The organism is Brenneria sp. L4-2C, from assembly GCF_040240335.1.
Taxonomy (GTDB): Bacteria; Pseudomonadota; Gammaproteobacteria; order Enterobacterales; family Enterobacteriaceae; genus Brenneria.
In genome coordinates this window covers 405,164-431,690 of record NZ_JBEIAC010000002.1, presented here as the reverse complement: position 1 = coordinate 431,690, position 26,527 = coordinate 405,164, and the positions used below count along the sequence as shown (strand labels likewise).

At 47.6% G+C, this 26,527-nt stretch carries 22 protein-coding genes; 11 read left to right on the top strand and 11 right to left on the bottom strand.

Features of this window, described 5'->3' with window-relative positions; all coding sequences use genetic code 11:
• Nucleotides 1–43 precede the first annotated feature (43 nt).
• Entirely contained in the window at nt 44–1,378 is a 1,335-nt protein-coding gene (locus ABRZ26_RS05905; protein WP_319603319.1) for an MFS transporter, read from the top strand.
• Between the two features lie 287 nt (nt 1,379–1,665).
• Here the strand turns inward: ABRZ26_RS05905 and ABRZ26_RS05900 are convergent, their stop codons facing one another.
• From ABRZ26_RS05900 to ABRZ26_RS05890, 3 genes are all read right to left on the bottom strand, one after another.
• Complete coding sequence (locus ABRZ26_RS05900; protein WP_319603318.1) at nt 1,666–3,465, bottom strand: purple acid phosphatase family protein; 1,800 nt, start codon at nt 3,463–3,465, stop codon at nt 1,666–1,668.
• A 324-nt stretch (nt 3,466–3,789) separates the two neighbouring features.
• On the bottom strand, nt 3,790–5,982 hold the full coding sequence (gene fhuE / locus ABRZ26_RS05895; RefSeq protein WP_319603317.1) for a ferric-rhodotorulic acid/ferric-coprogen receptor FhuE: 2,193 nt from the start codon (nt 5,980–5,982) through the stop codon (nt 3,790–3,792).
• Between the two features lie 350 nt (nt 5,983–6,332).
• Nucleotides 6,333–6,611 carry an NAD(P)H-dependent oxidoreductase gene (locus tag ABRZ26_RS05890; RefSeq protein WP_349830374.1) on the bottom strand — a complete coding sequence of 93 codons (279 nt, stop codon included), beginning with the start codon at nt 6,609–6,611 and terminating at the stop codon, nt 6,333–6,335.
• Here ABRZ26_RS05890 and ABRZ26_RS05885 point away from each other — a divergent pair.
• Nucleotides 6,573–6,770, top strand: a complete 198-nt coding sequence (locus ABRZ26_RS05885; protein ID WP_319603316.1) for a winged helix-turn-helix transcriptional regulator — start codon at nt 6,573–6,575, stop codon at nt 6,768–6,770. The genes ABRZ26_RS05890 and ABRZ26_RS05885 overlap by 39 nt on opposite strands.
• 221 nt (nt 6,771–6,991) lie before the next feature.
• A complete protein-coding gene (locus tag ABRZ26_RS05880) occupies nt 6,992–7,474 on the top strand; it encodes a YjjA family protein (protein WP_413556092.1) in 483 nt (160 codons plus the stop codon).
• A 70-nt stretch (nt 7,475–7,544) separates the two neighbouring features.
• On the opposite strand, the gene ABRZ26_RS05875 is transcribed toward ABRZ26_RS05880, so the two are convergent.
• Entirely contained in the window at nt 7,545–7,943 is a 399-nt protein-coding gene (locus ABRZ26_RS05875) for an H-NS family histone-like protein (RefSeq protein ID WP_319603315.1), read from the bottom strand.
• Between the two features lie 599 nt (nt 7,944–8,542).
• Complete coding sequence (locus ABRZ26_RS05870) at nt 8,543–9,433, bottom strand: DMT family transporter (protein WP_319603314.1); 891 nt, start codon at nt 9,431–9,433, stop codon at nt 8,543–8,545.
• 204 nt (nt 9,434–9,637) lie between these two features.
• On the opposite strand from ABRZ26_RS05870, the gene ABRZ26_RS05865 reads away from it, so the two are divergent.
• Complete coding sequence (locus tag ABRZ26_RS05865) at nt 9,638–10,558, top strand: LysR family transcriptional regulator (protein ID WP_319603313.1); 921 nt, start codon at nt 9,638–9,640, stop codon at nt 10,556–10,558.
• Nucleotides 10,559–10,789: 231 nt separating this feature from the next.
• Nucleotides 10,790–11,776 (top strand): amidohydrolase family protein, encoded by a 987-nt coding sequence (locus ABRZ26_RS05860; RefSeq protein ID WP_319603312.1) that lies wholly within the window; start codon nt 10,790–10,792, stop codon nt 11,774–11,776.
• 272 nt (nt 11,777–12,048) lie between these two features.
• Here ABRZ26_RS05860 and ABRZ26_RS05855 read toward each other — a convergent pair whose 3' ends face one another.
• A complete protein-coding gene (locus ABRZ26_RS05855; protein ID WP_319603311.1) occupies nt 12,049–12,447 on the bottom strand; it encodes an H-NS family histone-like protein in 399 nt (132 codons plus the stop codon).
• A gap of 948 nt (nt 12,448–13,395) precedes the next feature.
• Between ABRZ26_RS05855 and ABRZ26_RS05850 the strand changes: the two genes are divergently transcribed.
• The 3 genes from ABRZ26_RS05850 to ABRZ26_RS05840 are packed head-to-tail and all read left to right on the top strand — an operon-like array spanning nt 13,396 to nt 16,330.
• Nucleotides 13,396–14,265, top strand: coding sequence for a hypothetical protein (locus ABRZ26_RS05850; protein ID WP_319603310.1), 870 nt, complete (start codon nt 13,396–13,398; stop codon nt 14,263–14,265).
• A gap of 5 nt (nt 14,266–14,270) precedes the next feature.
• Nucleotides 14,271–15,419 (top strand): cysteine desulfurase family protein, encoded by a 1,149-nt coding sequence (locus ABRZ26_RS05845; RefSeq protein ID WP_319603309.1) that lies wholly within the window; start codon nt 14,271–14,273, stop codon nt 15,417–15,419.
• A complete protein-coding gene (locus ABRZ26_RS05840; protein ID WP_319603308.1) occupies nt 15,416–16,330 on the top strand; it encodes a DMT family transporter in 915 nt (304 codons plus the stop codon). Before ABRZ26_RS05845 ends, ABRZ26_RS05840 begins: the two co-directional genes overlap by 4 nt.
• Nucleotides 16,331–16,420: 90 nt before the next feature.
• Here the strand turns inward: ABRZ26_RS05840 and ABRZ26_RS05835 are convergent, their stop codons facing one another.
• Nucleotides 16,421–17,383 (bottom strand): helix-turn-helix domain-containing protein, encoded by a 963-nt coding sequence (locus ABRZ26_RS05835; protein WP_319603307.1) that lies wholly within the window; start codon nt 17,381–17,383, stop codon nt 16,421–16,423.
• A 394-nt stretch (nt 17,384–17,777) separates the two neighbouring features.
• Between ABRZ26_RS05835 and ABRZ26_RS05830 the strand changes: the two genes are divergently transcribed.
• Genes ABRZ26_RS05830 through ABRZ26_RS05820 form a run of 3 tightly spaced genes read left to right on the top strand, consistent with a single transcriptional unit; the run spans nt 17,778 to nt 22,034 of the window.
• Nucleotides 17,778–19,763, top strand: coding sequence for a TonB-dependent receptor (locus tag ABRZ26_RS05830; protein ID WP_319603306.1), 1,986 nt, complete (start codon nt 17,778–17,780; stop codon nt 19,761–19,763).
• Nucleotides 19,753–20,784, top strand: a complete 1,032-nt coding sequence (locus tag ABRZ26_RS05825) for a methyltransferase domain-containing protein (RefSeq protein WP_319603305.1) — start codon at nt 19,753–19,755, stop codon at nt 20,782–20,784. The genes ABRZ26_RS05830 and ABRZ26_RS05825 overlap by 11 nt, the downstream gene beginning before the upstream one ends.
• The gene (locus ABRZ26_RS05820; protein ID WP_319603304.1) at nt 20,781–22,034 is read left to right on the top strand and encodes an MFS transporter; all 1,254 of its coding nucleotides are present in this window, start codon (nt 20,781–20,783) and stop codon (nt 22,032–22,034) included. The genes ABRZ26_RS05825 and ABRZ26_RS05820 overlap by 4 nt, the downstream gene beginning before the upstream one ends.
• A 110-nt stretch (nt 22,035–22,144) precedes the next feature.
• On the opposite strand, the gene ABRZ26_RS05815 is transcribed toward ABRZ26_RS05820, so the two are convergent.
• The 4 genes from ABRZ26_RS05815 to ABRZ26_RS05800 form a co-directional block, all read right to left on the bottom strand.
• Nucleotides 22,145–22,264: a hypothetical protein gene (locus tag ABRZ26_RS05815; protein WP_319603387.1), complete on the bottom strand. Its 120-nt coding sequence runs from the start codon at nt 22,262–22,264 to the stop codon at nt 22,145–22,147.
• Nucleotides 22,265–22,865: 601 nt separating this feature from the next.
• On the bottom strand, nt 22,866–23,876 hold the full coding sequence (locus tag ABRZ26_RS05810; protein WP_319603303.1) for a hypothetical protein: 1,011 nt from the start codon (nt 23,874–23,876) through the stop codon (nt 22,866–22,868).
• A 1-nt stretch (nt 23,877) separates the two neighbouring features.
• On the bottom strand, nt 23,878–24,927 hold the full coding sequence (locus ABRZ26_RS05805; RefSeq protein ID WP_319603302.1) for an HD domain-containing protein: 1,050 nt from the start codon (nt 24,925–24,927) through the stop codon (nt 23,878–23,880).
• Between the two features lie 318 nt (nt 24,928–25,245).
• The gene (locus ABRZ26_RS05800; protein ID WP_319603301.1) at nt 25,246–26,124 is read right to left on the bottom strand and encodes an integrase domain-containing protein; all 879 of its coding nucleotides are present in this window, start codon (nt 26,122–26,124) and stop codon (nt 25,246–25,248) included.
• Nucleotides 26,125–26,527 lie beyond the last annotated feature (403 nt).

The following is a 26,527-nucleotide window of genomic DNA, read 5'->3' as shown; positions in this document are numbered from 1 at the left end:
GTTCAGCGGCCTGTTCGATATTTCTTTCGCAAGGAAATCGATAATGACAACAACAAATGATTTGTCCATTGAGGATGTTCCCCTTAATGGATTTCACCGCTTGTTAAGCATACGTTCCGGCGGCGGCTGGCTAATGGACGGCTACATATTAAGCATCATCGGCGTGGCGCTGGTACAGCTTTCGGCCGAACTGAACCTTGACGATTTTTGGCAAGGCATGGTCGCGGCTTCAGCCCTGATCGGTATCTTCGTCGGCGGATTTCTGGGCGGTTGTCTGACCGGGCAACTGGGTCGCCAAAAGCTGTATTTCTTCGGCCCGATCATCTTTATCTTATGTTCTCTGGGCGCGTATTGGACGGAATCGGGCCTGTCGCTGTTTATCTACCGGTTCCTAATCGGGATTGGCGTGGGGTTCGAGTATCCCGTCGCCGGGGCGTTGCTCGTAGAGTTTTTGCCCAGAAAACACCGCGGCCCTCGCCTGGCGGCGATGACGATCCTGTGGTTTGTCGGCGCGGCGCTGGCGTACATCGTCGGCAACCTGATCCTGATGCGCTATGGGGATGACGCATGGCGTTGGGTTATCGCCAGTCCGGTGGCGATCGGCGCGTTTCTGGCGATCATCCGGCTGGGTACGCCGGAGTCGCCGCGCTGGCTGGTGAGCAAAGGGCGCATGGCTGAAGCCGAGCGCGTCATCAGGAAGGTGTATGGCCCCTCGTTCTCGCTACGCAACCTGCCCGAATCGCCGCCGGACACGCAAGGATCGTTGAGCAGTCTGCTGCACTCGGGTTATGGCGCGCGTATGTTGTTCGTCGCCGTATTCTGGACGTGCTCCGTGATCCCGGTTTTTGCCGTGTATGCGTTTGCGCCCAAAGTGCTTCAGGCGCTGAATCTGACCGGGAATTGGGCGGCCTACGGTTCCGTCGCCATCACAATGTTGTTCGCGGTGGGCTGCGTTATCGCCACGCGTCTGATCGATGTCATCGGCCGACGTTCGCTGGTGATCCACAGTTTTCTGTGGTCAGGACTGGCGCTCCTGGGACTGGGTTTTTTCTCCGATGGCGCGGAATGGCTGGTATTGGCGTTGTTTGGCGCTTATGCGGTGTTCATCGGTGGCGCTCAGGTGCTGCAATTAGTGTATCCGAACGAAATTTTTCCGACCGGGATTCGTTCGGTTGCGGTCGGCACGGGCGCTTCACTGTCGCGCATCGGCGCGGCGGTCGGAACCTGGTTGGTGCCTGTTTCGCTGCAAACCATCGGCATCGGCAACACCATGTATGCGGCCGCGGGCGTGACGCTGCTGGGCTTGTTGGTATCGTTGGCCCTCGCGCCCGAGACTCGTTCGCTGAGTTTGCAGGAAGCGGCCTCCCTCGATCATTGAAGATACGACCGCGGCGCTAAGTCGCGGGGGCGGGCGGGGTGAGTGCGGAGTCGGGGGCATCGGCGGCGCAGGGAGGCGTTATCGGCTAACTCAGCATTTATAGGGCGCGCCTAGCGAAACATTGCATGGCGCGCCGTGACCCTGAGGGCTGGGAAAGCTGTTATCGCAGGTCTTGTCGAACAGTTTACGCCAGTCGGACCCGCCGTCTCGTCCGCCCTTTGACGGTCGTAACCTGGATATTGTCCGTCTGGCGCCGCTGCTTAAAATCAATCCCGCGCACAGTAAATTTATTCTTTCACAATACTGAATTTATCCACCAGAAATACCCGTCTGGCTTCGCCCTTCGATAAATCGCCGGAGACCTGGTAGACCGCTCCCGTCAGCTTATTTCCCTCGATGGTGTAGGTGGCGAAATTCTGCTCGGAGCTGTCACGATAATTCTCATGTTTATTTTTGAATCTGGCGGAGCGTTGCGGCTGATAGCCGATTTCAAACAGATTGTTGTAATGCTCTACCTGTTGTTGCGTCAGCCAATTAAGTTTGGGACGCACTTTGTGGATATGCTCCAGGGATTCGTTGAATAACGAATCATACGCTTTGGTTCCGCCGGTATTGGGAATGACGAAAGTGGTTCCCTTAGGCGATCGCAATATTTTGTGATTGTTTTCATCATAGCTGAAATCAGCGTGATCGATTTTGGCGTTCACAAAACTGTCCGTTTTGGACGCATACTGCAACGATTTGGTTCTGGAGAAAACATGATCGTGTCCCTGCAAGGCAAGATCGATATCCAGGTCATCGATGGCCTTCATAAAGTCATCGCGCACATTTTGCACGTCTTCATCTTCCAGGGAGTGATAAGACTTGGAGAAAAGCGGCTTGTGGTAACTGAGAATAATCCATTTAGCGCCGTTCTTTCTGGCTTTTTGTACATCTTCTCTCAACCAGGTTAGCTGCTGCTCGCCTAATGCTTTTTTGTCTTTATTTTTGTAATCATTGGTGTTCAGTACAATAAAGTGCGCATTGTTGTAGTCGAAGGAATAATACGATCCCCCGTCGATTTTTCCGGCGCTATCCAGATTGAAATGCTCGTTGAATTTTTTGGGGAACAGCTCTTTCTTGTTCAGGCCGTATTCGTCATGATTGCCGGGAACCACGGCCAGGCTCATTTGTAAAAAGCCCTTTTGCGAGCGGTTCATGAGATCAAGCCACTCATCTTCCGCTTCGGCAATTTCAACGAAATCCCCCGTATGCAGGACGAAATCGGCATGCGGCGCGACTTTTTGCGCCTGAAAGAGCGTATCGGCGCCGAATTGCGCTTCATTTCTCTTGTGCTCATTCCAGTAGGCATTCTGCGTGTCGGTATACTGAATAAATGTTACCGCTTTATCGGCGCCGCCGGCGGTTTTAAATTTTCCGATATCGCTTAATGCGCCATTTTTCGCCCCGACCTGATAATAATAAAGCGTACCGGGTTGTAAACCGGCGGCATCGGCGTCATAAATCGTTTCCTTTACCGCGGTAATATCGATGCCTACGCTTTCATCCGGGTTTTTTGCTTCGTCTTCCGGCTCCCATTTTACGTCCGTTTTGTTTTTATCGGTGAAGTAACCGATGACTGCATTGTTATTATTTATCTTTTTTGTCTTCTTATAAATAAAATAGCCTTCCGCGTCTCTTTGCAGATAATGGCTGTTGACCTCTCGCGCGGTGGCCTGAAACGTCAGCGGCTGGCTCATATCGGCCTTTGTTGATACCAGAACCAGCGGATTATCCACGGGATCTGAAGTGAACCAATGAAACGCTCTGCCGGTTTGCGTATTATTTTTTAATGTCGATGTAATGCGGTTGGGCTGATTGTTTTTTTTGATTTCAGCTACTTTAGGTTTGGTAATATTGCCGTTGTCGGATTCCACCTTCTGTATGGCGTCTGTTCTGTGCAAGACGGTATTTTCTACCAGCGTATTTTTCACCACATCGCCTGACGCGTCGGCGGCCTGAGCTATATTGACGTTTATCCCGCTCAATAATATTGCAAAGATAAATGCCTTTGGTAAGGCGTTTGCTGATTTATGCCTATTTTCCATAAGAGTTAACCTTATATTATCGCTAATTCCCAGACTATGGCTTGTGCCGTTTTCCAGCCGACCAGATAAATGGTTGGCGCCATCCCACGGCTATTCCTTAGCCATTTGTGTGATGTTATAACAGTCGTTTGTGACATAATCATGACCGTCTATTTGGGCGCTGATTCCGCCGCTTGCGTAATTTACTGGGTGCTTTGGGTTTGCAATGTCCGTGCATGCAGTCGGCGGAAAGCCGCAGGGTGGGACGATAGCAGCGTGGCGTGGTTTCAGATCGGCGCGGGGAGTAGGGAGGCCGGCGGCCTCCCTGGGGATGTTATCGTTAACTCAGAATTTATAAGACGCGCTTAGCGAGAAATTGCGTGGTTCGCCGTAAACATAGGTACTGGAAAGGCTGTCATCGTAGGTCTTGTCGAGCAGATTGTGAATGTTCGCCTGTACCGACAGGTTTTTGGTTACCTGGTAGCGGCTGAACAGGTCAACCACGGCATAACTGCCCTGTTCCGCACGCCAGGTGCCATTGGCGGTAGTGACATCCGTATATACGCGATTCTGCCAGCTTACTCCGCCGCCGACGGTCAATTCCGGTATCACCGGCAGACGATAGCTGGTGAACAATTTCACCGTCGTGCGCGGCAGTTGCGGGTTTACGGCTTTGTCGTCGCTATCCCTGGCGACATAACGGGTGGCGCCGAAAGTCATTTGCCAATTATCCGTCAATGCGCCGTTGACCTCGAATTCCACGCCTTTGCTCACGGTGCCGTCGACGCCCCGGTAGGCGGTATCTGTGCTGCCGGGGATGGGGATGCCGGTGCTCTGCGCAACGTTATCCTGTTCAATGCGGAATACGCTAAACGTGGTGGTCAGACGGCTGTTCATCCAGTCGGACTTCACTCCCGCCTCATAGTTGTTGCCGGTGATCGGCGCGAGGTATTTGCCCGAGATATCGCGGTAATTCTGCGGCTGGAAGATAGAGGTATAGCTGGCGTATGCCGACCAGTTTTCATCAATGTCGTACACCAGGCCGGCGTAAGGCGTGGTGTGGTTTTTCTCCATGCTGTACGTCATGGTATCGGTACGCCAGTTAGTGTACCGGGCGCCGATAATCAGGTTCAGAGGATCGGCCAGTGAAATGCGGGTCGCTGCGTAGAGCGATTTCATGACCGTTTTATCATCCTGGGCGACGGTCTGTTGACCCCAGTCTGTTTCCGGGAAATTACCGTTGTAGTCGGGGAAATTCGCCAATTCGTCAGGGTAAATGTTCGCCCAGTTGCTCAGGTAACGGTTGGTTTGCCGACTGTAACTGCCTCCCAGCATCAGGGTGTGCTGGCGGCCGAACAGCGCGTAATTTCCGTCAGTGAAAAGATCTATCGCATCCACCTTACGCTTGCCGCTATTCCACCCCGTACCGCCGACATAATCATAGCCGGCGCCATAACTGGCATACGGCCCCACCAATGCTCCGGTATCCTGGTCGACTATCGCATCCAGATACATCATCTTGCTGTCGAATTTGGCTTCAGAGTGGGTGGCGTTCAGGGTTGTTTGCCAGTTATCGGCAAATTGATGTTTCAGGGTGACGAAGACTTTATTGAATTCTTTATCGTTGTAAGCCCAATCCGGCGCAGTGCTGCGCGCCCGGTCATAATGTCGCAGGCTGCCATCGGTATTCCAGCGCGGCAGACCGCCCCAGGTCGGGCTATTCACATCAATACGCTGATATTCGTATCCCGCCGAGAGACTGGTGGCGTCGCCCAGGTCGGCATCAATAATGCCGGAGAAGAAGGTTTTGTTGCTGTTGTAGCGGTCAAGCCAGGAGTCGTTATCCTGATACCCGGCCACGATACGGGCGCGGACATTGCCGTCTTCCGTGAGCGGACTTTGCAGATCGGCCACATAGCGCTGTTTGTTCCAGCGACCGTATTCCGCGGTGAGATCGCCTTTAAACTCACGACTGGTGGCATGTTTTCGCACCATGTTGATGGCCGCGGAGGGGTTGCCGGTTCCCGTCATCAAGCCATTAGCGCCTCGCACCACTTCTACCCGATCATACAATGCGGTATCCGAGAGGGCGTCGCCCAGATTCCAGCGCGATTCAAAATAGGTAGGAATGCCATCAATCATGTAGTTATCAATTTGAAAACCACGCGAATAATAGAGACTGCGTTCGGAGTCAGAGGTGTTTTTGCTAACCCCGGTGGTGTATTCCATCACCTCTCCCAGCGTCTGGAGTTGCTGATCGTCTATGCGCTGCTGGCTGATGATGCTGACCGACTGGGGAATATCGCGCTGAACCAACGTCATCTTGGCGCCGGCGGATGTGGTTTTAACGCTGTAATCCTGCTCCGGACTATCAACGGCATCATCCGTCGTCCCTTCAACAATCAGGGTGTCATCGGCGTTATTGGTTGCGGCGAAGCCGGCGGAAGGCAGCAGTGCCAGAAGAATGCAGGAGGCCAGCAATGACGGCGCAGCGGCAGGCTGGCGTTGCCTGACCTTAAGACGTTTGGTGGAAGACATCATTTACCCTTTATCAAAAGCTTGAGGAGATTTCAGTGTCGATGCGATGCCGGTACTGAAATGATGAGATTTGGTTATCTGGCTTATAATTGCGTTTGCAAGTGCAAATGAGAAATATACGTATTAACTTTACGTATGTAAACCGATGTTTCGGATGCCGTTGAAATCGTGTTTTAGATTGGGAGAACCGCTGGGAGGGAGGTAAATCGCCATACCTTTGAGCATGCGGCGGCCGCTCAGCGAGCCGGTCTGGGCAAAACGCCGCTCACGAGACAGTCGCGGGCCGTTTAGCCTGCGCAGAGCCGGCGAGGGCGGTTTTGTTTCAAAGGCGCACGATGGGGATTCGCTTGCTATTGCGCAGCAATCAATCTCTTCAATTGGCGACTGTGAATTTGGGCTTTATCTCTGATTTCTGATTCGCTATGACCGGTCACGGTAGAGATATCATATAAAATAACGGGATCGAGATAGTTCATTTTCGCATATTCCGCTGATTTTTTTATCGGCATCAATAAGCTGTCTATCAATGGAATGCCGCCTTGATGTTTAAAGTTATGCTCAGGTTGACCAACAGTAAGGCTTGGCAGTAATTGTTTATTTTTGAGCTTGTCTCCTGTCGAACCCTTCAGCTAAAGAAACTTGAAAAGGACGGCCTCATCACGCGGGAGGTTTTTGGCGAAAAGCCACCCCTTAAAGTTGTTTATGCGCTTTCGGATTTTGGGCAATCGTTTAAACCGGTATTGGACGCGCTTTCTTTGTGGGCGAATAATGCAATAACGGAAGTTTAATATAGCCGTACAATTTGTCATATTATCGTCCGTTCCGTGTTAGCTATTGTTTTTATGTCAAGGAGTCTGTTTAAAAATTTTTAATCCGCTGAAGTGCCAGCAGGTTCTTGCGGGTGAGAGCGTGAATGCATTAATGGCAAATGCAGAGCTTTCTGCTTTTTAAGTCTGATACTACGCTGTATTTTTTCCCGTATATCGGTCAAATAGAGAGTAAGAGTGTGATGAAATCAATCAGAAGCGAAGTGAGCGCCGTTGGCTTGGCCATGTTTATGGCGGCCGGCTATGTTAATGCGGCAAGCTTGCAGGATTCGCTTTCCAGCGCGGTTAGTCAATTAGGTCAGAATCGTTCCTCATCCGAAGGCGCGGGTGGGTTGACGGGCTTGCTCAATAGCGGCAATCAGACGCTGAGCGCCGGCAATATGAACAACGCCGCCGGGATTCTGCAATACTGTGTGAAACAAAAGCTGGTTTCAGCCACCAACACAGAAAACGTCAAAAACCAACTGCTGGACAAACTTGGCCTTGCTTCCCAGCAGGAGCAACAACAACAGACCGACTATACGCAAGGGTTGGCCGGCCTTCTGAACACCAGCGACGGGAAACAGCTGAACCTGAATAATATCGGCAATACGCCATTGGCTGAAAAGGTTAAAACCAAGGCCTGCGATCTGGTGTTAGAACAGGGAAAGAACTTTATTTCCTGATGATGAACTTATGTATAAGGGCCGATAATTGGCCCTTATATTTTGGTTTTCTCTCGTGCTATTACGAAGATTAGATTTCAAAATCTTCCAGCGTCTTACCGCTTTCAAGGGCGGCTGTTATGGCTTTAGGCGTCCGGCCCTGGCCGGTCCAGGTTTTCTCATCGCCATTTTCATCAATATATTTGTATTTGGCCGGACGAGGTTCACGTTTCGCTTTGGCGGATTTTGGTGATATCCCTGCAAGAAGTTCGGCAGGATCGATGCCATCTTCCAGTAGTTTGGCGCGTAAGGCTTCGATTTTTGCCTGACGTTCAGCCTGCTCTTTTTGGATTGTGGCTTCTTCTTCACGGCGATCTTCAACAATGGCGGTCAGCTTTTCCAGCATCTCTTCCAGAGTTTCCAGATCGATTTCACGCGCCTGAGCGCGTAGTGTACGAATGTTATTTAATACTTTGAGGGCTTCACTCATTTGTTTCCATCCTAATGGTTAAGAAGACGGGGATAGCATACAAGATATTTTTTTGTAAAACGAGATTAAATTATCCGTCTGTACAAAAATTTTACGATTAATGTAATCGTAAGGGGCGATCAGGCCGATTTTAATTATCCCTTGCGCTATCTTGCGCCGTTTTTTATTTTTGCCAATTGGTTAATCTGTGAAATAACAAGCATGAGAAGTGATTAAAGATAAAAGGTTTTCTTTATCGTCGATTATTGGGGGAAATGTATCGGTACGGCATTCGGGTTTGTGATATTTCAGGATATGAAAAAACCATCTGGAAACAATTATAGTCAATATCATGCGAGAATCAATGCGGCGGGGCGGTTGACTTATCATATAGGCTATGATGGCGCGGTGTTTTCGGCCTATCCACATCGGGATGAACTATGGGATAACATCGAGAGCATTCTGGCCGACCGCTTTAAACTCACCTTGCCGATGTCAGGTATATGTTGCGTTACGCGGTTCGGCATACCCGTTTCCAGTTAGCGAACTGCCTACCGTTTGGTAATAGTGACGATCGAAAATATTATTGACGTCCAGGGCAACCGACCCGTTTTTTATCATCATGCTTTCTTTAAAATGAAAGGATTCAGATTCAGCGTCCCGCCGAGGCCGGCGACGAGGATCATCACGCCTCCCGCGATTTGTAAGGTAGAGAAAACGTGATCAAAAGCGACGTAATCAATAATGACTGCGGCGACGGGGTAGATATAGGAGAGAATGGCGATGGCGGCTGTCTGTAATTTTCTATACGCAGCATAAATCAGGATGTACATGAAAGCGCTATGGACGATGCCGAGTATAATAAGGCAATTCCAGCGCCATAACGTGTCAGGCAATTGGCTGAAATCCGTTAATGGCAATAAGAACGCGACGCCAATCAACATCTGAGATAGCGCGATAATATGCGGCGGTATGTTATTGATAAATTTACTGGCGAGAGTGGCTATTGCATATAATACTGCGGCAATAAGAGCCAGCCCGCAGCCAAGAAGGTATGAATTGCCGACGGCGATAGTTTGATTGTCCGGGGCGCCAATCAGCACGACGCCCAGAAAAGCGATGAGCAGCCATACGAGCCTGGATTTACTCACGCCTTCTTTGAAAAGAAACGCGCCGGCGAAAAAAACAATGAATGGAGCCATATGGTATAGGGTCGTCGTGACGCCTATAGACGCATATTGATATGAACTGAATAGCGCGAGCCAGTTAAGGACGACCGATAATCCCACGATAATCATCAACCCTATATTCCTGATAGTAAGATAGGTCGTAGTAAATAACCTGGCATAAAGGCAATAAATAACCAGACACAGACTACCTACCAGACATCGGGCGAAGACCACGTTAATAGGGGACTGACCGGACTCGATGACGAAATACCCGATGGTGCCGGATAGAACCATGGCGATGGTCAACTGAATTGTACCGGATTGTTTTTCTGTCGTGTTCACGAGAATATTTCCTTAGCATGGCTTGCGTATCCCAGGCTAACCTTGCCTGGAAAATCGTCGCTTTCGTATTGTCTTTAATCATCGCCTCTTCTCCCTCTTGGATATTTATCTGTGATAAGAAGGAGCCGGATTGAGCTGTCAGGTGTAGTGTTGAAGATATTTCGGCATCTGTGAATAGACATATTCGAACAGGAGTTTTGCACCGTGCGCATAAATAACATCGAGGGACTCCTGCCGAATCTGGTGACCTTTACCCAGGTAGTGGCGGGCGGCAGTTTTTCTGCGGCGGGAAGAGCCATGTCGTTGAGCCCTTCGTCCGTCGCCAGACAGATCGATCGTCTGGAGAAAGATCTGAATGTTGTGCTGTTGCAAAGGTCGACAAGATATTTGCAGGTGACGGAAGCCGGGCGGGAAATTTACCAGATGGCCTGTGCGATTATTGAGCAGGCGAATGAATTGCTGGCAAGAGCGCAAACTTACAGTGAAGTCCCGCAGGGATTACTTCGCATTACGGCGCCCGTTACGCTCGGCAAAATGGTTCTTTCACCGCTGCTGCCGCACTTTCTGGCGCAGTATCCGGATATACGGGTGGATATGGATCTGTCGGACAATCTTGCTGACCTGCTCCGGGAGCGTTATGACCTTGCGATTAGAATTACCCATCGCCCGCCCGAAGATTGGGTCGCCAGGGTGCTGATTCCGGTGAATTATGTTCTGGTCTGCGCCCAAAAATATGACCGGGAACGACCGGACACGCTGGATGAGCTTAAACAGCATGCTGTCTTTATGCCTAAAGACCGAGGGTTTGGATCAATCTGTCGCTTCGCCAGGGGCGATCAGGAATACCCGCTTTTAATACAGCCCCGGTTGCTCACCAATAACGGCGATGCGATGCTGGACGCTTTGCTGCAAGGCCGCGGTATCGGTATCTTGCCCAACTTTGTGGCGCAGAAACTGATTGAGTCCGGCGAACTGGTCGTCGTTCTGCCTGAATATGAAATTATACCGCCACAACAAGATGTCGCTTATATCATATCGCCGGCCAATTATCTTACCCCGCCTAAAGCCAGAGTATTTATTGATTTCTTAATCAAGAATGTGAGGTTGATGGTTCCTCATGCCTGACGGGCGAGAATAACGTGGTTAAGTCAATAAACGCGCGATTGCGATAAGTTCTGATGTAGATAACCTCTTCTGGAGTCGGCATATTATTCGACGCCAAAGATAAATAACTAATAAGAGAATAAATTATAGTCATTTGACCGTTGTCGACCGAGCTGCTGTAGTAGATGTCTTCCTATTGCCGGGCTCATTGGCTTTGGTCGGCGACGAGCGAAAATCATAAGGCAATCGTTTATGTCCACACCGGGTATTATTGATTTTCACTGCCACCATGTCGGTGCGCAATGGTCCGCCCTGCGCCCGAATTTTGCTGCGTCCCAGCAGGCGCGCTGGGAAGAGAATTATCGCTATCTGCATAGTATCGACGCCTTGTTGGAACAGGTGGATAAGGGCGATCTGGAGGCGAGGGTGATTAATACGCCTCTGGCGTTCGCGGGCGGCGAGGAACGGCGTGTTCCGACGAAAATCATTCAGGACATTAACGATTATCTCGCCGAACTGACCCTACGCCACCACGGTAAACTTTACGCCTTGGCCAGCGTCGACGCCTTTAATGGCGAAGCGGGCGCGCGCGAAGCTGAACGGGCGATCCGGGAACTGGGGTTATCGGGATTATTCATTGAGAGCGCCAGCGGGGATCTTTTACTGGATGCGGCGGAGGCTCGGCCTACTTTACAATTGGCCTCCGAGCTGAAAATACCTGTTTTTATCCATCCGGTGAATCCGCCGGTATTGACCGAACGCCTGGCCGATTATGACCATCAAGGCATTCTATTGGCGCGGGGAACCATCAATGCGGCCGCGCTCATCTCGTTATTGCATAACGACTTGCTGGCGACGTTGCCGGGCTTACAGATCGTTATCGCCACTATCGGCATTGCCGGTCTGACCCTAAGCGCCGCTTTTGATCATACCGCGCGCTTTCTGGCGGGAACCCCGGCAGAATTACGCCAGCATATCTATATCGACACCATGGGGTTTAGCCCGCAAACCATTGCCCATGCCATCGATCTGCTAGGCAGCGATCATGTTATTACCGGCAGCGACTGGCCAATCATCAACCGGGGAGCGATCCGCGAGCCGTTGAACCGGGTATTCGATAGTCTGGGTCTGGATGACGATGCGCGCCGCAACATCGCCAGCGGAAACCTAAAACGTTTATTGAAATTGCCCGTGGCCCGGGATACTGGCGTTGCCCAGACCCAGCGACGCCGACAGTGATAAGCCTCAAATGTATCAGCCCAAGTCTGAGATTTTTACATCCAAACGGCGAACGGTTTAAAATCTATTTTTAATGTCGAGCCAGTCCAGATGAACGCGATAGTCGGTTTCATGCTCAGTCCTATAATATTACAGGCAGGAATGAAGATGAGTTTTTGTCAAAAGCAAAGCCGCGAGATTGTATTTTTATGAAAATGTTGCTGTATTTTAATGACTACTCGTACAAATAAGAGACATTTCATACAGCAACATGAAAAACAGGCGTTAATTAGTTAAATCTGGAAATCGTCCAATTTCTTACCGTTATCCAGCGCCGTTTTGATGGCTTTAGGCGTCCGGCCCTGACCGGTCCAGGTTTGCTCATCGCCATTTTCATCAATATATTTGTATTTGGCTGGACGAGGCGCACGTTTAGCCTTGGCTGCTTTTGGCGGTATCCCGGCAAGGAGTTCGGTAGGATCAATGCCATCTTCCAGCAGTTTGGCGCGTAAGGCTTCGATTTTGGCCTGACGTTCAGCCTGTTCTTTTTGGATTGCAGATTCTTCTTCACGGCGATCTTCAACAATGGCGGTCAACTTTTCCAGCATCTCTTCCAGTGTTTCCAGATCGATTTCACGCGCCTGCGCACGCAGTATACGAATGTTATTTAATATTTTGAGGGCTTCACTCATTTGTTTCCGTCCTGATGGTTAAGAAGATATAGATAGCATACAATATATTTTATAGTAAAACGAGAAAGTGACATTACTATATGCATGAAAATATACGATGACAAGTAAATACTATTACATCAGAAAACCATTTTCAAATGCTAGTCAACCTATTTACCGACAGTGATATTTATATTGGCGTGATAAGGTTTTTTTAGTTTTATAAATCTTAATAAAGGGCAACGGCATGATCCTTTACTTTTTATACGGACGCTATATATCAAACATCCATTGGCGGAAGAATGTAAATATTTTTTACAATTAATTATTCACGATTAGTTGATTATCATTTAATCACGCGAGTGATAATTGTATCCAGTGCCTTATCAGAGTAATGGCGCCGTATCATGGGAGGCAGTGCATACTGCGCAGGTTTGACGACGCATGTGTATTGCTTGAGCTGAATTCATTTAAAACCTGATGTCCTGACGTGGCAATCAAGATTTGATGCGGGTTTCTCCTGCGCGGCTGTCGTTCTAAAACTCGCTTGCGTTTATGGCAATGTTGTCGCCGATTAGCGGGATTATTTATTAACTAGGCTTATCATTCAATTATTAATAATTATTTTATTAGGTAATTATTCTGTTTTTTTATGCGTTTATATATCTGAGTGATTTTAAATGAAATTTTCCATTGGATAAATTAATCGAGCCGGAAATCTGTTTTTTTATGAATGAAAATGGGATTTTCGGGTTGCAGAGGAACTATATCCATGTTTTACTCTGGCCTGATTTTCAGGGATGGGAGTAATCAACTTTATGGCGTATTGAAGTTAATTTTCTATATTCAATTTATATTAATGCACTGTTGTTTCACTTGTGAGAAGTGAATATTTTTTCTTTATGTTTTCTATTATTTCGTTGCTACCAATATAGTCAGTTGTCACTCTTTTCAGGTTAAGGTGGTATTATGTCTCTATCACATGGAATTAACTCTCCTCAGTTTTATTTCGATTCATTGATGTCCTCTGTTGATTCTTGCTATCAATGCAGTGACGATAAACAGGTGATCTATCTGGAAGCAGGTCATTTTAACAGTCGATTCGGCGTAGACGACTTCGCGTTAAATTCGCTTAAAGATGCGGTTGATTTTGGTTCTCGGCTGATCAAAGCCTACCAGAAAAACGTCAAGCTGGTTTATGGCATTCTGGTTGATGATTTGGGGATGGCCTGTTCTGAAGAAAGCTGTACATTAACCCCGCCTCCCGAGCCTGACAGACTGGACTCAGTGGGATTACCCGATGAACTGGAAGCGTTCATTGCCGCCAGTCCGCATATCAAACGCGATAAATTAATGATTTTCTCTGAACGCACCTGCAAAAACCGTGCGATTAGAAATATTAAGAAAAAAATTAAGCAGGGCGCCGAAGGATTGGTGATTACTGAAGATGGAGAATACAGCGAAATTAAAATAGCGCCGGCCGGGGAGACGCCTTTCCTGCTCGCTCGGCGTCAAGGTAGTGTATATACGGCGAAATGTCCGGCTATTATCGCACAGCATTACGACGATGTATTGATGAAATTAAAACAGCAGTTCTTTGGCGTGAACAAGTTTATGATCATTGACTGGTGCGAAATGTCAGACCGCATCAAAGTGATTCAGGGTAAATCCGCGTTTTCCATTCTTCAGGATGAGGATTGCCTTAATGCCGCGATTGTGAATATTTTCTTTGGCGATGAAGAAGGGAGAATTGCCGAGGTCAAACACAGTATAGCGCTGAATCATACCCGCGCAGAAATTTGCCGGGATAGCGATATAACCGCAGGGACACAGGGTTAACGAACATGATTTATCTGGACAATAATGCAACCACGGTTATGGCGCCGGAAGTCCGTGAGGCCGTTATCTATTGCGTTGATGAATATTACGCCAATACTGCTTCCATCAGCCATTATGAAGGCATACGAGCCAACTGCTATCTGGAGGAGTGTCGCGCCATCGTCGCACAGTTGATCGATGCCGAACCGAGACATCTCTCTTTCAATTCCGGCGCTTCCGAAGCTAACAATACCGTGATCAGAGCGGTCGCCGATTATTACCTGCCTCATGGCAGGGTGCATATCATCACCAGCGCCATTGAGCATAAGTGCCTGCTGAATATTTGCCAGCATCTCGATCGCTACGGCGTCGAGGTCACTTATCTGCCGGTCGATAGCCAGGGAAGGGTGTGCCTGACCTCGCTACAGGCCGCGATACGTCCCGATACCCGCCTGATCTCCATTATGGCGGCCAATAATGAAACCGGCGTTTTGCAGCCGCTGGACGAGATTGGCGCCATCGCTCGCCGGCACAATATCCTGTTTCACACCGATGCGGCGCAGTGGGTGGGGAAACTGCCGTTTTCGGTGGCGCAGTTCAGGCCGGATTTTGTCAGCCTGTCGGCGCATAAATTTTATGGTCCCAAGGGCATCGGCGCACTCTATTGTTCACGACCGGAGGTTCTGCTTAACTCGCCGCTGATCCACGGCGGCGGCCAGGAGTCGGGGCTGCGCAGCGGTACGGTCAACCTTCCCGGGGCGGCAGGCATGGCCAAGGCCGCGGAACTGTTTATTGCGTCGCATCAGCAGCGCGTAAGTCGCCAGCAAAAGATGAAGCAGCATTTTATCGATCGTCTGCTGGCGCATATTCCTGATGCCGTGATTAACGGTTGCCGCCGGCAAAGCCTACCGAATACGGTGAACTTTTCTGTGCCGGGAGTTAAGGCCGGCACTTTATTGAAGAAGTTAAAAATGAAGGTGGCATTGAGCAGCGCTTCGGCCTGCCACTCCGCCGAGCAAAAACCGAGCCATGTGCTGAGTGCGATGGGGCTGGATGACGCCGTTATCCAGAGTGCTATTCGATTAAGTTTCGGCTATGCCACTGAGATTGAGGAACTGGACTCCGCTCTGGATCTATTGGTTTTCGCAGCACAGAGGCTGAGAGGAATAGCATGAGCGGAATTACGCCCAAACGCTGGGTCGCCGAGCTGTTGCTGGCGTGCGTGGCGGCAGGGTGGGGCATCGGTTTTCCAGTGATGAAGCAGGCGGTTAGCGCACATCCGGTGTTGATGGTGTTGGGATTGCGCTTTATGTTATCCGCGCTGTTGTTGTTGCCGTTCAGCGCCGGGGGGCTGCGAGCGATGTCGTTGAAAACGCTGTCGGCGGGTCTCCTGTTGGGCCTGCTGCTTGGGGCGGGGTTCGTCTTTCTTATCTTCGGCCTGCAAATGACTACAGCGTCAAACACCGGATTCCTTGCCGGGCTCAGCGTTATCTGGGTGCTGCTGCTCTCCGGGCCGCTGTCGGGCAATTTGCCGTCATTTGAAGCGGCGCTGGCGACGCTGTTTGGCGTCGCCGGCCTGTATCTGATGTCGGATATTCGCGGCTGGCAGCTACAGTGGGGCGATACGCTGGTGGTCATTGGCTCGTTGTTCACCGCCCTACATATTATGGCGCTCGACAGACTTAGCGCCCGTCACGACAATATGACGCTGACGTTTTTACAGATCGTCTCAATGGCGGCGGCGATCATGCTGATTCAGCATTTCCGAGGAGATGCGGTGTTACCGACGGTATGGGACAGCGGGCTGGTGCTGGCTCTGCTGGTGACGGCGATCTTCTCCACGGTGATCGCCTTCTGGGTTCAGACCCGCTATCAGCGTTACACCACGCCGACCCGCGCCATCCTGATTTACAATCTTGAACCGGTATTCTCTGCGCTGTTCGCCGTCTGGCTACTGCACGAAACCCTGTCGGGCAATGTGCTGCTGGGCGGCGGCCTGATCCTGCTGGGGATGTGCCTGCCGGGTATTATCGCCACGTTCGTCCGGCATTATCGCAAGGCGAATGACGCGGTGAATCCGTCGTGACGCTTATCCTTCATGCGCCTGTGTTGCAGGCGCGTATTGAACACGCGCGGACTGGTTCAATCGTTTCCCTCGCCAATGTTTTTCGTGCGGTTATTGTTTATGAAAAACAAGTTTGGGCGGATAACCGAAAAACTTATTAAATGCCACGCTAAAATTATTAGGGTGGCTATACCCTACGCTCCAGGCGGTTTGAGCGACCTGATACCCTGACTCCAACAATAGATAGGCTTTGCGCATGCGCATTTCTAATAGCATTTTATAGGGCGTGGAATTAAACAGATAACGAAACCCTTCTCTGAGCTTACACTTGCTCATACCGAGAGTCGCACACAGGTACTCCTCGGTTATGGACTCTCCCATTCGCTGTTGCATAATATTCTGCGCCTGTTCTAACTTTTGAATTTCATCGGGAGAGAATTTTTTTCTACTTTCTTTAGTTTGTGGCAGTAAACGTTCGAGTTGTTCAGACAATAAACAGAGACTGTGAGTATGTAATATTAACTTATTTTCGCTGACTGAATCATGATTAATGTGGCGCGTGAGTATCGAAGCATGAGAGAGACTGGTGAGTGGTGTTTTATGATAAGATAATTGGCTTAATTTTCCATTTCCTAATAATAAGTCGGCGCGTTCTTTGCCAATATATTGGCGCAATAAATTCCCCCCAATAACCAGACGTAATTGTGATGTTGTTTCACCGGATTTATAGCGACGCTGGCCGGTACAGTGGTGAAATGCATTAATCGTAGTGTATCCCGCAGTGAAATTAACCGTCGGAACGGATTGTGTTGCCTGGTAACAAGACTTTCCATGTAGCCCGAAGGTAATGACTAAAACATGATTTTTATGTGGATTATCTGATGCTTTGATGACCAGATCGCATATTGGGCTGTAGTGTAAATGGACTAATGTTAAATCAGGGGCAAGTTCAAAGTGGTCTGAATAGCATTTTCCATAATTTTCAACTGGTTGAAGATGAGTGGCGCCGGACTTTTCATCGTTGCGCAGGAGGAAATGTTCATGGCTAAGCCGATATTCCTTTTTTAATAGCATACTGATTACCTTCCATTTTCCTGGCGCAGACGCAATGCCGGATTTTTCATACGAATATCGAGTCAAATGATAATGGATGTCATTTAGGCTTTATAACATAACTGTTTTTGACGCGCAAGAAACGTACAAAGCTGGTGATGAGCCGCGGCGCGGTGAATATGATGATCATCACCTGCTGTCAATGGGTCGTCGCTGGCAGATGCTTTATTTTATCGAAATAAAAAATAATCCATACGGAATAGATCTTATCTCATAGTAATCAAAACTGTATTGATAATTTTTATCAAATAAAATTAGGGGGCTCTGCTTTCGTACATCAGTCGTTAGCTCATGAAATAACTTATTTACTTGACGTTGTTAACTCTATGAATTTTTAGTGCCAGAGAATAATGCTATGAATAAACTTAAAATAAAAAAACATCTCTTTTATCAAGCGATCTGTATTGGTTTTTCCGGGGCGGCGTGTTCACTCAGTTATGGTGAGGAGTCCGTTATTATGGTTACTGCCGATAAAACGGAACAGCAGGCAGAGGAGGTACCCATCAGCCTTTCTACTTTTTTTGACGATGATCTGCATCGTCAGGGGATAGAAGATTTAGAAACGCTGGCGCGTAAAACGCCCAGCTTTAGCTTTCAGAGCACGGGTCAGTCCGGTTTTAATCCTCCGGTGGTTCGCGGTCTGACCTCCTATGCAACCACATTTTCTTCTTCAATGTTAATGATGGTGGATGGGGTACCCACCATCGCCAATCAGGGGTTTGAAAATAGTTTAGTGGGCGTTGAGCGGGTTGAGGTTCTACGCGGTCCGCAATCTGCGTTGTACGGTAAAAATGCGGAAGGCGGGGTATTGAATATTTATACGCGTCAGCCTGATGATACCCCCTATGCCCGAGTCGACGGCGAGTTGGGCAGCCGTGATAAGCATGTTTTACGGTTGGATATTGCGCATCCCCTTATTGAGGATACGCTTTATGTCGGTATCGCCGGTCAGCTTCGCGAACAGGATGGATTTATCCACAATCGTTACAGCGGTGGCTGGGCCGATGATCGTAAAAGCTACGATGGGCGGGCCGTTATTCGCTGGACGCCTGATGAAAACAGCGACATCTCATTACGTTATAGCCATCTGAACTATCGTGATGGCGGATCATTATGGGGGAGCGTGACCGCACCGCGCTATGAGGTTCGTTCTGGAACTTCGAGTTGGAATCATTCAGAGGGAGAGACCTTCTCTTTGGATGTCGCACACCAGTTTGATTCCGGCGTATCGCTCCGTTCAATCACGGCCAAAACCGACTATTATGACAAACTCAGGCAAGACACCGACTTTATGCCCGCCGAGCGTTTTTTTATGCAACGGGATTTTCATCTTAGCAATTTATCCCAGGAGCTGAGGTTATCAGGCGAGCATAAGGGGGCAAAGTGGCTGGTTGGCGCCTATGCCGATAAAACTGACAACGATTTATCTTTTACTAATAAAACGCCGCTGAGGTTCCAGACGATCGACCCAACGCTGGAGGGGCGTTCAGTCTCATTGTTTGGTCAATGGTTACAGCCGATAACCTCTCAGTGGTCTTTCACATTAGGGGGGCGTATTGAGCAGGATCGGGCTGAAATTAAACCGGAAAACGCCTCGACACAGAGTCGGCATTGGCAGCAATTCTCCCCAAAAGCCTCGCTTCAGTACCAATGGCGCCCGGAACAAAATCTGTATCTGAGCTATTCGGAAGGCGTTAGAGCCGGGGGATTCAATCCGTTTTTACCCTCGGTTAACTATCCTGCTTATTCACCAGAAAAAGTACGTTCTTACGAGGCGGGTGTTAAAGGATCTGTCAAAAATCTGCGATATTCGGTCGCGGCTTATTACATGCAGATTAATGATATGCAGGTTCAGCAATATATCGGGCCGGGCGTGACCTCCATTACGAATGCCGCAACGGCATATTCCAGCGGCCTTGAAGCCTCCTTTGATTATTGGCTGAATGAACAGTGGAGCGTTGATGGCGCAGTTGGCCTGAATAGAACTCGCTTTAAACACTATCAGGACGGCGATAATAATTACGATGGTAATAAAAATCCTTATGCGCCGGACCTGACCTGGCATATTGGCGTTCGCTATGACGCGGATAGCTGGTATGCCGATGCCTCTCTGGATGGCGTAGGGGATATCTATCTGGACCCTGCTAATCAGTATCGCCGCGCAAGCTATCAACTCCTGAATCTTTCAGCAAGCTATCCGGTTAACCAACACCTCACATTGAGCGCTTATGGCCAAAATGTGACCGACAAGCATTACGACGCGGTTGGATATATGAATGGCAATGTAACGGTCTACAACCCGCCTCGAGAATTGGGAATGAGGGTAAGCTATGAATTCTGAACATAGGACGGCACTACAACCTTATTGGGATTTAGTCCTGGCGAATGTCAGTGCTGACGCAATGCGTGTGGCAATCGAATGGGATTTATTTCGTCATCTTGATAGGCCAAGGGACGCTGCCGATATCGCAATGCAGCTTCAATTAGATCCGGTTAATACGGGTTATCTCTTGGATATGCTCTGGAGTATGGCGTTATTGTCCCGCGAAGCAGGCAATCCCCCCCGTTATGCTAATCAAGAGATCGCGCGTAGATATTTTTGCTCCGACGCGGCTCAGTATCTGGGGGATGCTTTCCTTTTTCGACTGAAGGGGTTACGCCGCGTTGGCAACCAGCTTGGGGAGCAGGTTCGATCCGGCATGATTCACAGCCCGGCGGTGGATGCGCGCACGATGCAAGAAAATTGGGCGAAAGCGGCCGGTTTACAAATTGCGCAGGAGCAACGGGCCGTCACGGCGGATGTCGTGACGGCGTTAATGCCGAATATTCCAGAATTTGAGTCCGGTGGCCGGTTGCTGGATTTAGGTTGCGGGCCGGGATTGATCGCAATTGCCATGCTTCAGGCCTGCCCGGCGCTTTCTGGAGAATTGTTTGATTTTCCTGAGACGGTAAAGGTGGCGCAAGGCAACATTAGTCAGGCAGGGTTGAGCGATCGTTTAAAGGTCAAAGGTGGCGATCTGGTTATTGACCCGATTGGTAAAAACTTTGATTTAATTTGGTGCTCTTCCGTATTGCACTTTGTACCGGATATCAATGCCATTTTAGCCAAAATATGGACAGCGTTAAAACCTGGCGGCGTGCTCATTAGCGCACATGCGGAGGTGCCTTTAACCGCCGCAGAGGCAAGAAAAGTCCTTCCCTATTACCTCTCAATACAGATGAAACAGTGCCATGTCACACAGAAGGGCGAGCTGTCTTTGGCTATGGCCGCATCCGGCTTTGTTCATATCGAACAATATGACGATATCGCATTTCCCGTTGCGCCGGTTTCCGTTATCGTTGGCAGAAAAGAGGCCGTATGAATCAGATCCCTTCCCAACGATTTGGTCTATATCAAGTGATTTTCGGCTGGATGAATTTTGTTTTAGTTGTTCCTGGTATTTATTTGTTACTCGGACTGCCATTGACTATGCGCGAATACGGTTGGTCTGGCACTGACATCGGCTTTTTCCAGTTGGCGGGATTACCGGCCGTATTTAAATTATTGCTCGCTCTGCCGGTTCAACGTTTTCGTCTCGGAACTCGTCATTATAGCTATTGGGTATCACTGCTGGTGCTGGCATTAGCAGGATTACTCTATCTGATTAGCGATCCGGGTATGCTGGCGCGCCGAATGCCGTTATTCCTGCTCGCGTTGGCTATCAGCTTGCTCTCGACCTGGGCGGATATTCCGCTTAATGCGCTTACGATTAAACTGCTTCCTCGTTCAGAACAGATGCGAGCCGGTAGTATCCGGGCAATGGCGTTGTTCCTGGGCGCGATTGTCGGCAGTGGTTTTATGTTGGTTCTTCAGGGACTGTGGGGCTGGCAGGCTCCATTCTATATTATGTTGGTCAGCTTATTGATTGGTCTGCTACTCATGAGGATGCTTCAGGAAGAGAGTCAGAATAGTAAATCTGCGCTTCAACCCAGTAAACAGCCAATAATGGATTTGTCCGGTTATTTTCGCCAACCAGCCGCTAAACTTTGGACTTGCTTGCTGATGACCAGTTTTCCTTTTATTGGCGCTGCATGGCTATATCTCAAACCAATGCTACTCGATTTAGGTGTAGCGGCTCAGCACGTCGCCTGGATTGTCGGCGTCGGAGGGGGGATGGTTGGCGCAGTTTCCAGTCTGTTGAGTGGTCGACTTGTCCAATATCTGGGCGTGGCTAAAGCCATTCCCTGCTATTTATTTTGCGCATTGCTGACGCTTATTGCTTTGACGCTATCTGTTTCACTTAAGCTGGACCAGACATGGGTTATTATCAGCATCTTATTAGTGGCGATTTCGATGGGGGCCATCTCCTCTCTGATGTTTGGTTTAATGATGTTTTTTACCCGCCATCAGCGCAGAGCCTCGGATTACGGTTTGCAGGCAAGCCTTTTTGTCATCACTCGCCTGACGTTTCCCCTCGGGGCTGGATTATTGTTAGATACAGGAGGGTACTCTTTGATGTTAAGCGGGCTTACTTGTGGAGTATTGGCCGTCTTTGTGTTTGCTTTATTGGCCGGGCGTCACATTCACCGTATGGTTGAGTATTTATCGCAATTGTCCCAGGAAGAAGATTAGCTCATCCGGTTTTTTCTCAAAAGATTATGTAATTGAGAAACTCCGTCTGGTCCACCTGCGCCAGCGTAGCCAGTTCCACCGCTGACCGGATTTTCCGCTTTTACGGTGTATCACCTCCGCTTTGTAAAGCCCGTTGATGCTTTTCCGCCATTGCGTTGTCGTATGAGTCGAAAAAATCTACGTATTATCTCTGTGCGCGACGTTTTTCCACTATTGTTTCGTCCAACGATAACGGTAGTCTGTTTTTCTAATATGAGTTCTATATCAGCGAATCGGAAACGTTGAAGGGATTAGCGGATGATTTTAACTTGCGGATTTTTGAGTCGTTAAGAGACATTTGGGGGTCACTTCATTATCGAACCAACCTGACCCCAAATCTGACCACCATTTTTTCCCGATGCGGAGGGAAAACTAGAAACGCATCGGGAAGGATTTTCACGCTAACCTGTTGAATCAATGTACAAATTGGGGTTCGCAAGGATGCATGAAAACAAGTAAATGGCTCCTCTGACTGGATGCGGTATTTCATGTATATTGTTGAGTTTAAATAAATTTAATTTTTAAAATTAAAATGAGGCCCTCATTAAGGCCCCAAATACCACGATACATTAAAAATGTGATCTATCGTTTGTTTTATAGGGATAACACGACTAGATAGGCTGGATTTTCGTTTCATGTAAAGCATAATCATGCTGGGAGTGACAAAGCTTGTCAGAGCTATATTTGTCGGATACTAAAAACACATTTAAGACCTTTCTGTAGGCAGAGTAATTTTAAGGGGTTATATTGAATCTAATAAGCAAACTGTATGCTTGCTTATTAGATTTGTAGTTAAAAAACTAGGGAACTATAGATTGGATGATTTTTTTCATACAAACACGTTAACAATTCGTGAAGTTTTTCTGTAAAAATATTACTATCTTTACTAAGATCGTCGTACAGAACAGAATCTAATCTATTTGCTTTCATTTTTATACCTTCAAGTTCCTTTCTTTTCTCATGGTCGCATATTGATGAAAGAAAAATTTCATATTTCGAAAATATCTCGCTCACTAAGTCTAAACATTGATGAGGTGATTTTTTTTTCGTTATTTCAAATATGCGTTCTAAAGCAGGTTTGTTAAAATGGTTTGATATGCTTTTCAATCTTTCAGAGTGAATCTCATCTGAAATAACTTCAGCAACGGTAAGTATTCCTGCAAAATATAGAAGTTTCCTTGAGAATCTTAATTTTATATTTCTTAATCCCCATGACTTACCATCTTCCTCAACCTTGTATTGAAAGTCAGTTGTAATTGTTCTGTAATATCGAATTATATCATTAAGAAGAAATTTATCGATTCTATTGCTACCCTCTGAGGTTGAATCAATATATTTATTTATCAACATATTTCTATATTTTTCAAATACAGTTTCATCATAAAGTGGATACCCCTCTAAGAGAAGGAGCATTCTTCTAGTTAAGCTTTCATTCTTATCCTGAGTTCCACCAATGTTTTTTAGAACATTGTCAAATATTTCAATGGCATCAGAGCCAAATGTTCCTGTGCTACCACTTTCTTTTGTTACATGTTTATTTATCAACTGTGTTAAATTATCTTTTTTTGACTCAATAAACTCTTTTGATGCCTGAGTACTGCAAAAAATAAAAAGGTCTAAATCAGACTCATCTGATGCCTCTCTTCTTCCAAACGATCCAGTTGTTATAATGGTGAATTCAAATTCATTAAAACCTTCAAATAATGACATAATATCTTGTTTTATAGAAGATATTTTATTATTGCTGTAATCAATGCAGTTTTTTATAGACGTGTAATCTTTTAAGAAATCAAGATATTCCATATTAAAATTCCTGTATTTTTAACTGAATATAATAGTTATTATCTAAAAATTTATTTATATCTACTGTCTTAATGTTTTTAGTATTTCTATATCTTTTATTTAAATCTAATTCATTATCCATGATGTAGTATGTCCTAGATACCATCTCAAGGTCGTATTCTTTCATGCATTCAGGGATTGAATTATGCTTAAGATCCTTTAACCAAGAAAATAAGGTGGAGTATTTCTTTTCCCAATCATCTTCTTTTAAAAATAGATCTTGCTCGCATATGGATTTTTCTTCCATAAAAAATAACTGACTTACTTTATCAGAAATAAATGCATAATCTTTGTTTATAAAATGATGATAAACAAAATGTTTTGACTGCCAGAAATGATCTAGATTTCTATATTTTTCTTCTTCACACGCAGTCGTTAAGAAAGCACTCTTTGCTATTTCAAGCCTATTTAATCTATTTGTTTTGTTTTTTCCTTTGTATTCAAGGCTTCTAATTATACCATCGATAGTATCTATGTTTATTTGACTGCTAAATAAATCCCCGCCATTTTCACTCATTTTATTATTGAGTAATGACTTTATAAATACAGAATCAAAATTATTTCTTAAAATTCTATTAAGTTCGAGCCCAATATTACCCTCACCGTCGATGATTTGTTCACCTATCTCATGATGTCCATATCCGAGTTTACTTTTTATATATGGTTCGGCACTATGCGATAATGGCATGTGACCTATATCATGAATCAAAGCCGCTGCTATGAGATTATTTTTTAAATCTTCATTATAACCTCTACATGTTGATATATAATTTGCTAAGGCTGCAACATATAATGAGTGTGTTGCTCTACTTCTATTTTCTTTTGATAAATTATTATTTTCACTATAATCAATTGCGCCAAGAAATGAAATGTGTTTTAGCCTTTGGAAAGCCTTACTCTGAATTATGCTTCTTAATTTCTGATTTCTCTTTATACTATCAATCCAAAAAGATATATCATCAGCACGGCTTTCGCAATCAATCAGTAAATTAAGTGTGTATTTATCTTTCATTATCTCTTTGCCTGATTTGATTAGTTCTTACTCACATCTTAGCATCAACTGCGTTGATAAGAAAAACATACTGAAATTATCTTATCGTCAGTTTGTCCTCACGTAAGGCTCAGCAAACTAGCAAGTTGCTTAGCCAAGGTAACAGACCTGAGAATCGCAGTCACCAAAACCTATTTTATCAGTGTAGCGTTGTTATGCACATTCTTTCAAGATTCTGTTCCCTGATCGGCTATCAGTGACCACTGCTAGTGGTTATAGATTGGTTTTCTCAGTGCAATAAGGTAAAGAAGATAGAGCCCATTTAAGGATCTTATTACGCTATTCCTTCACTTGTCCATAAACCTGCGCCACATACCGCCCACGCCCGTCGCCATGCCCCAGATCCATCGCCACCATTGCCAGCGTCTCTTTCCTACTAAACCCCTGCGCCAGATAATGACGAATGGCATCCTGCGCCCATGCGTAGCGTAGAGAATGCGGGGAATATGCGCCGGTCAAGCCGATACGCGACGCCTGACCGTGCCAGTAGTTCATCGCGCTTTTCAGATCTGGTTTGTCAATCAGCCTGTTGTTACGGCTTTCTACCACCGCTAACGCATTATCAAGCGCCTTTCTGACTGCGCCAACATCCAGAATCACTGTTTCGCGGGGCCGTCCGCCTTTGGTACCGAAAACCACGGTTAAGCGTGTGTCGCCACGTTCAACGGCCTGTTTCCACGTTTTCAGCGACTGAACGCTTTGCACCGCTTCCTGTGAACGCAGGCCCATTACTCGCGCCAGTTCCAGAACTGCCGCCAGCCCCGGATCTTTCATTCGGGCAGTTTCCAGCACATGCCGGTAATGATCCGGCGTAATCGCCTGTCGCGTGCCGTTGCGTGATGCGCCGGACAGTCCCAATGCGTTGTTGGTTAGCCGCTCATGCTCTGCCAGTTGCCTGCGCCTGGCCTGTTGCAGCACGGCACGCAGCGAGGCCATTTCATTCTGTAGCGTGCGTTTGCCGATCCCCTGCGCCAGCCTTTCATGAATATAGCTTTCAATGTGGCGAACCTTAATCTGCGCCACCCGCTGGATCTGGATATTTAGCGCCCGTAAATGGTAGCTGAAACGCTGCACGATATGAATGCGATCGTTCACCGTTTTATGGCGACCGCCGCCGTTTCTCGCCAATGCCTTCATCTCTCCGCCTAATTTGCTCATACATCCCCCATGATTAAAAAACAAACGGTCTCCGGCGTATGCTTTTTGGCTGCGCCAGAACGATACCTTCACGCCGGAGTGAGAGCTTGTTGAGGTATAGGGAGTTTCAGCCAGTACGCGGTACGGGCTGCCTGCCGAAGTAGGAATTCTCCGGGGCGTCATGCCCCCTCGGTATCGATCTTTTTCTCCTCTTTTCTTGCCGACAGCGGCCCCAAAAAGGCATGTCGGATTGGGGAATAGGTGCAGAAGCCGCGAAAATAAGGGCATGGCGCGGTGTGGTGGTGGTGCGGCACATTGTCGCGTTGCGCGCCCAAAGTGACGCCCCCACAGGTTGCGGGGTGGCAGATATGGCAGATTCTGGCGCAGTTTTGCGGTCACGCGGCAGCAAAGCCTGGCGTCAATG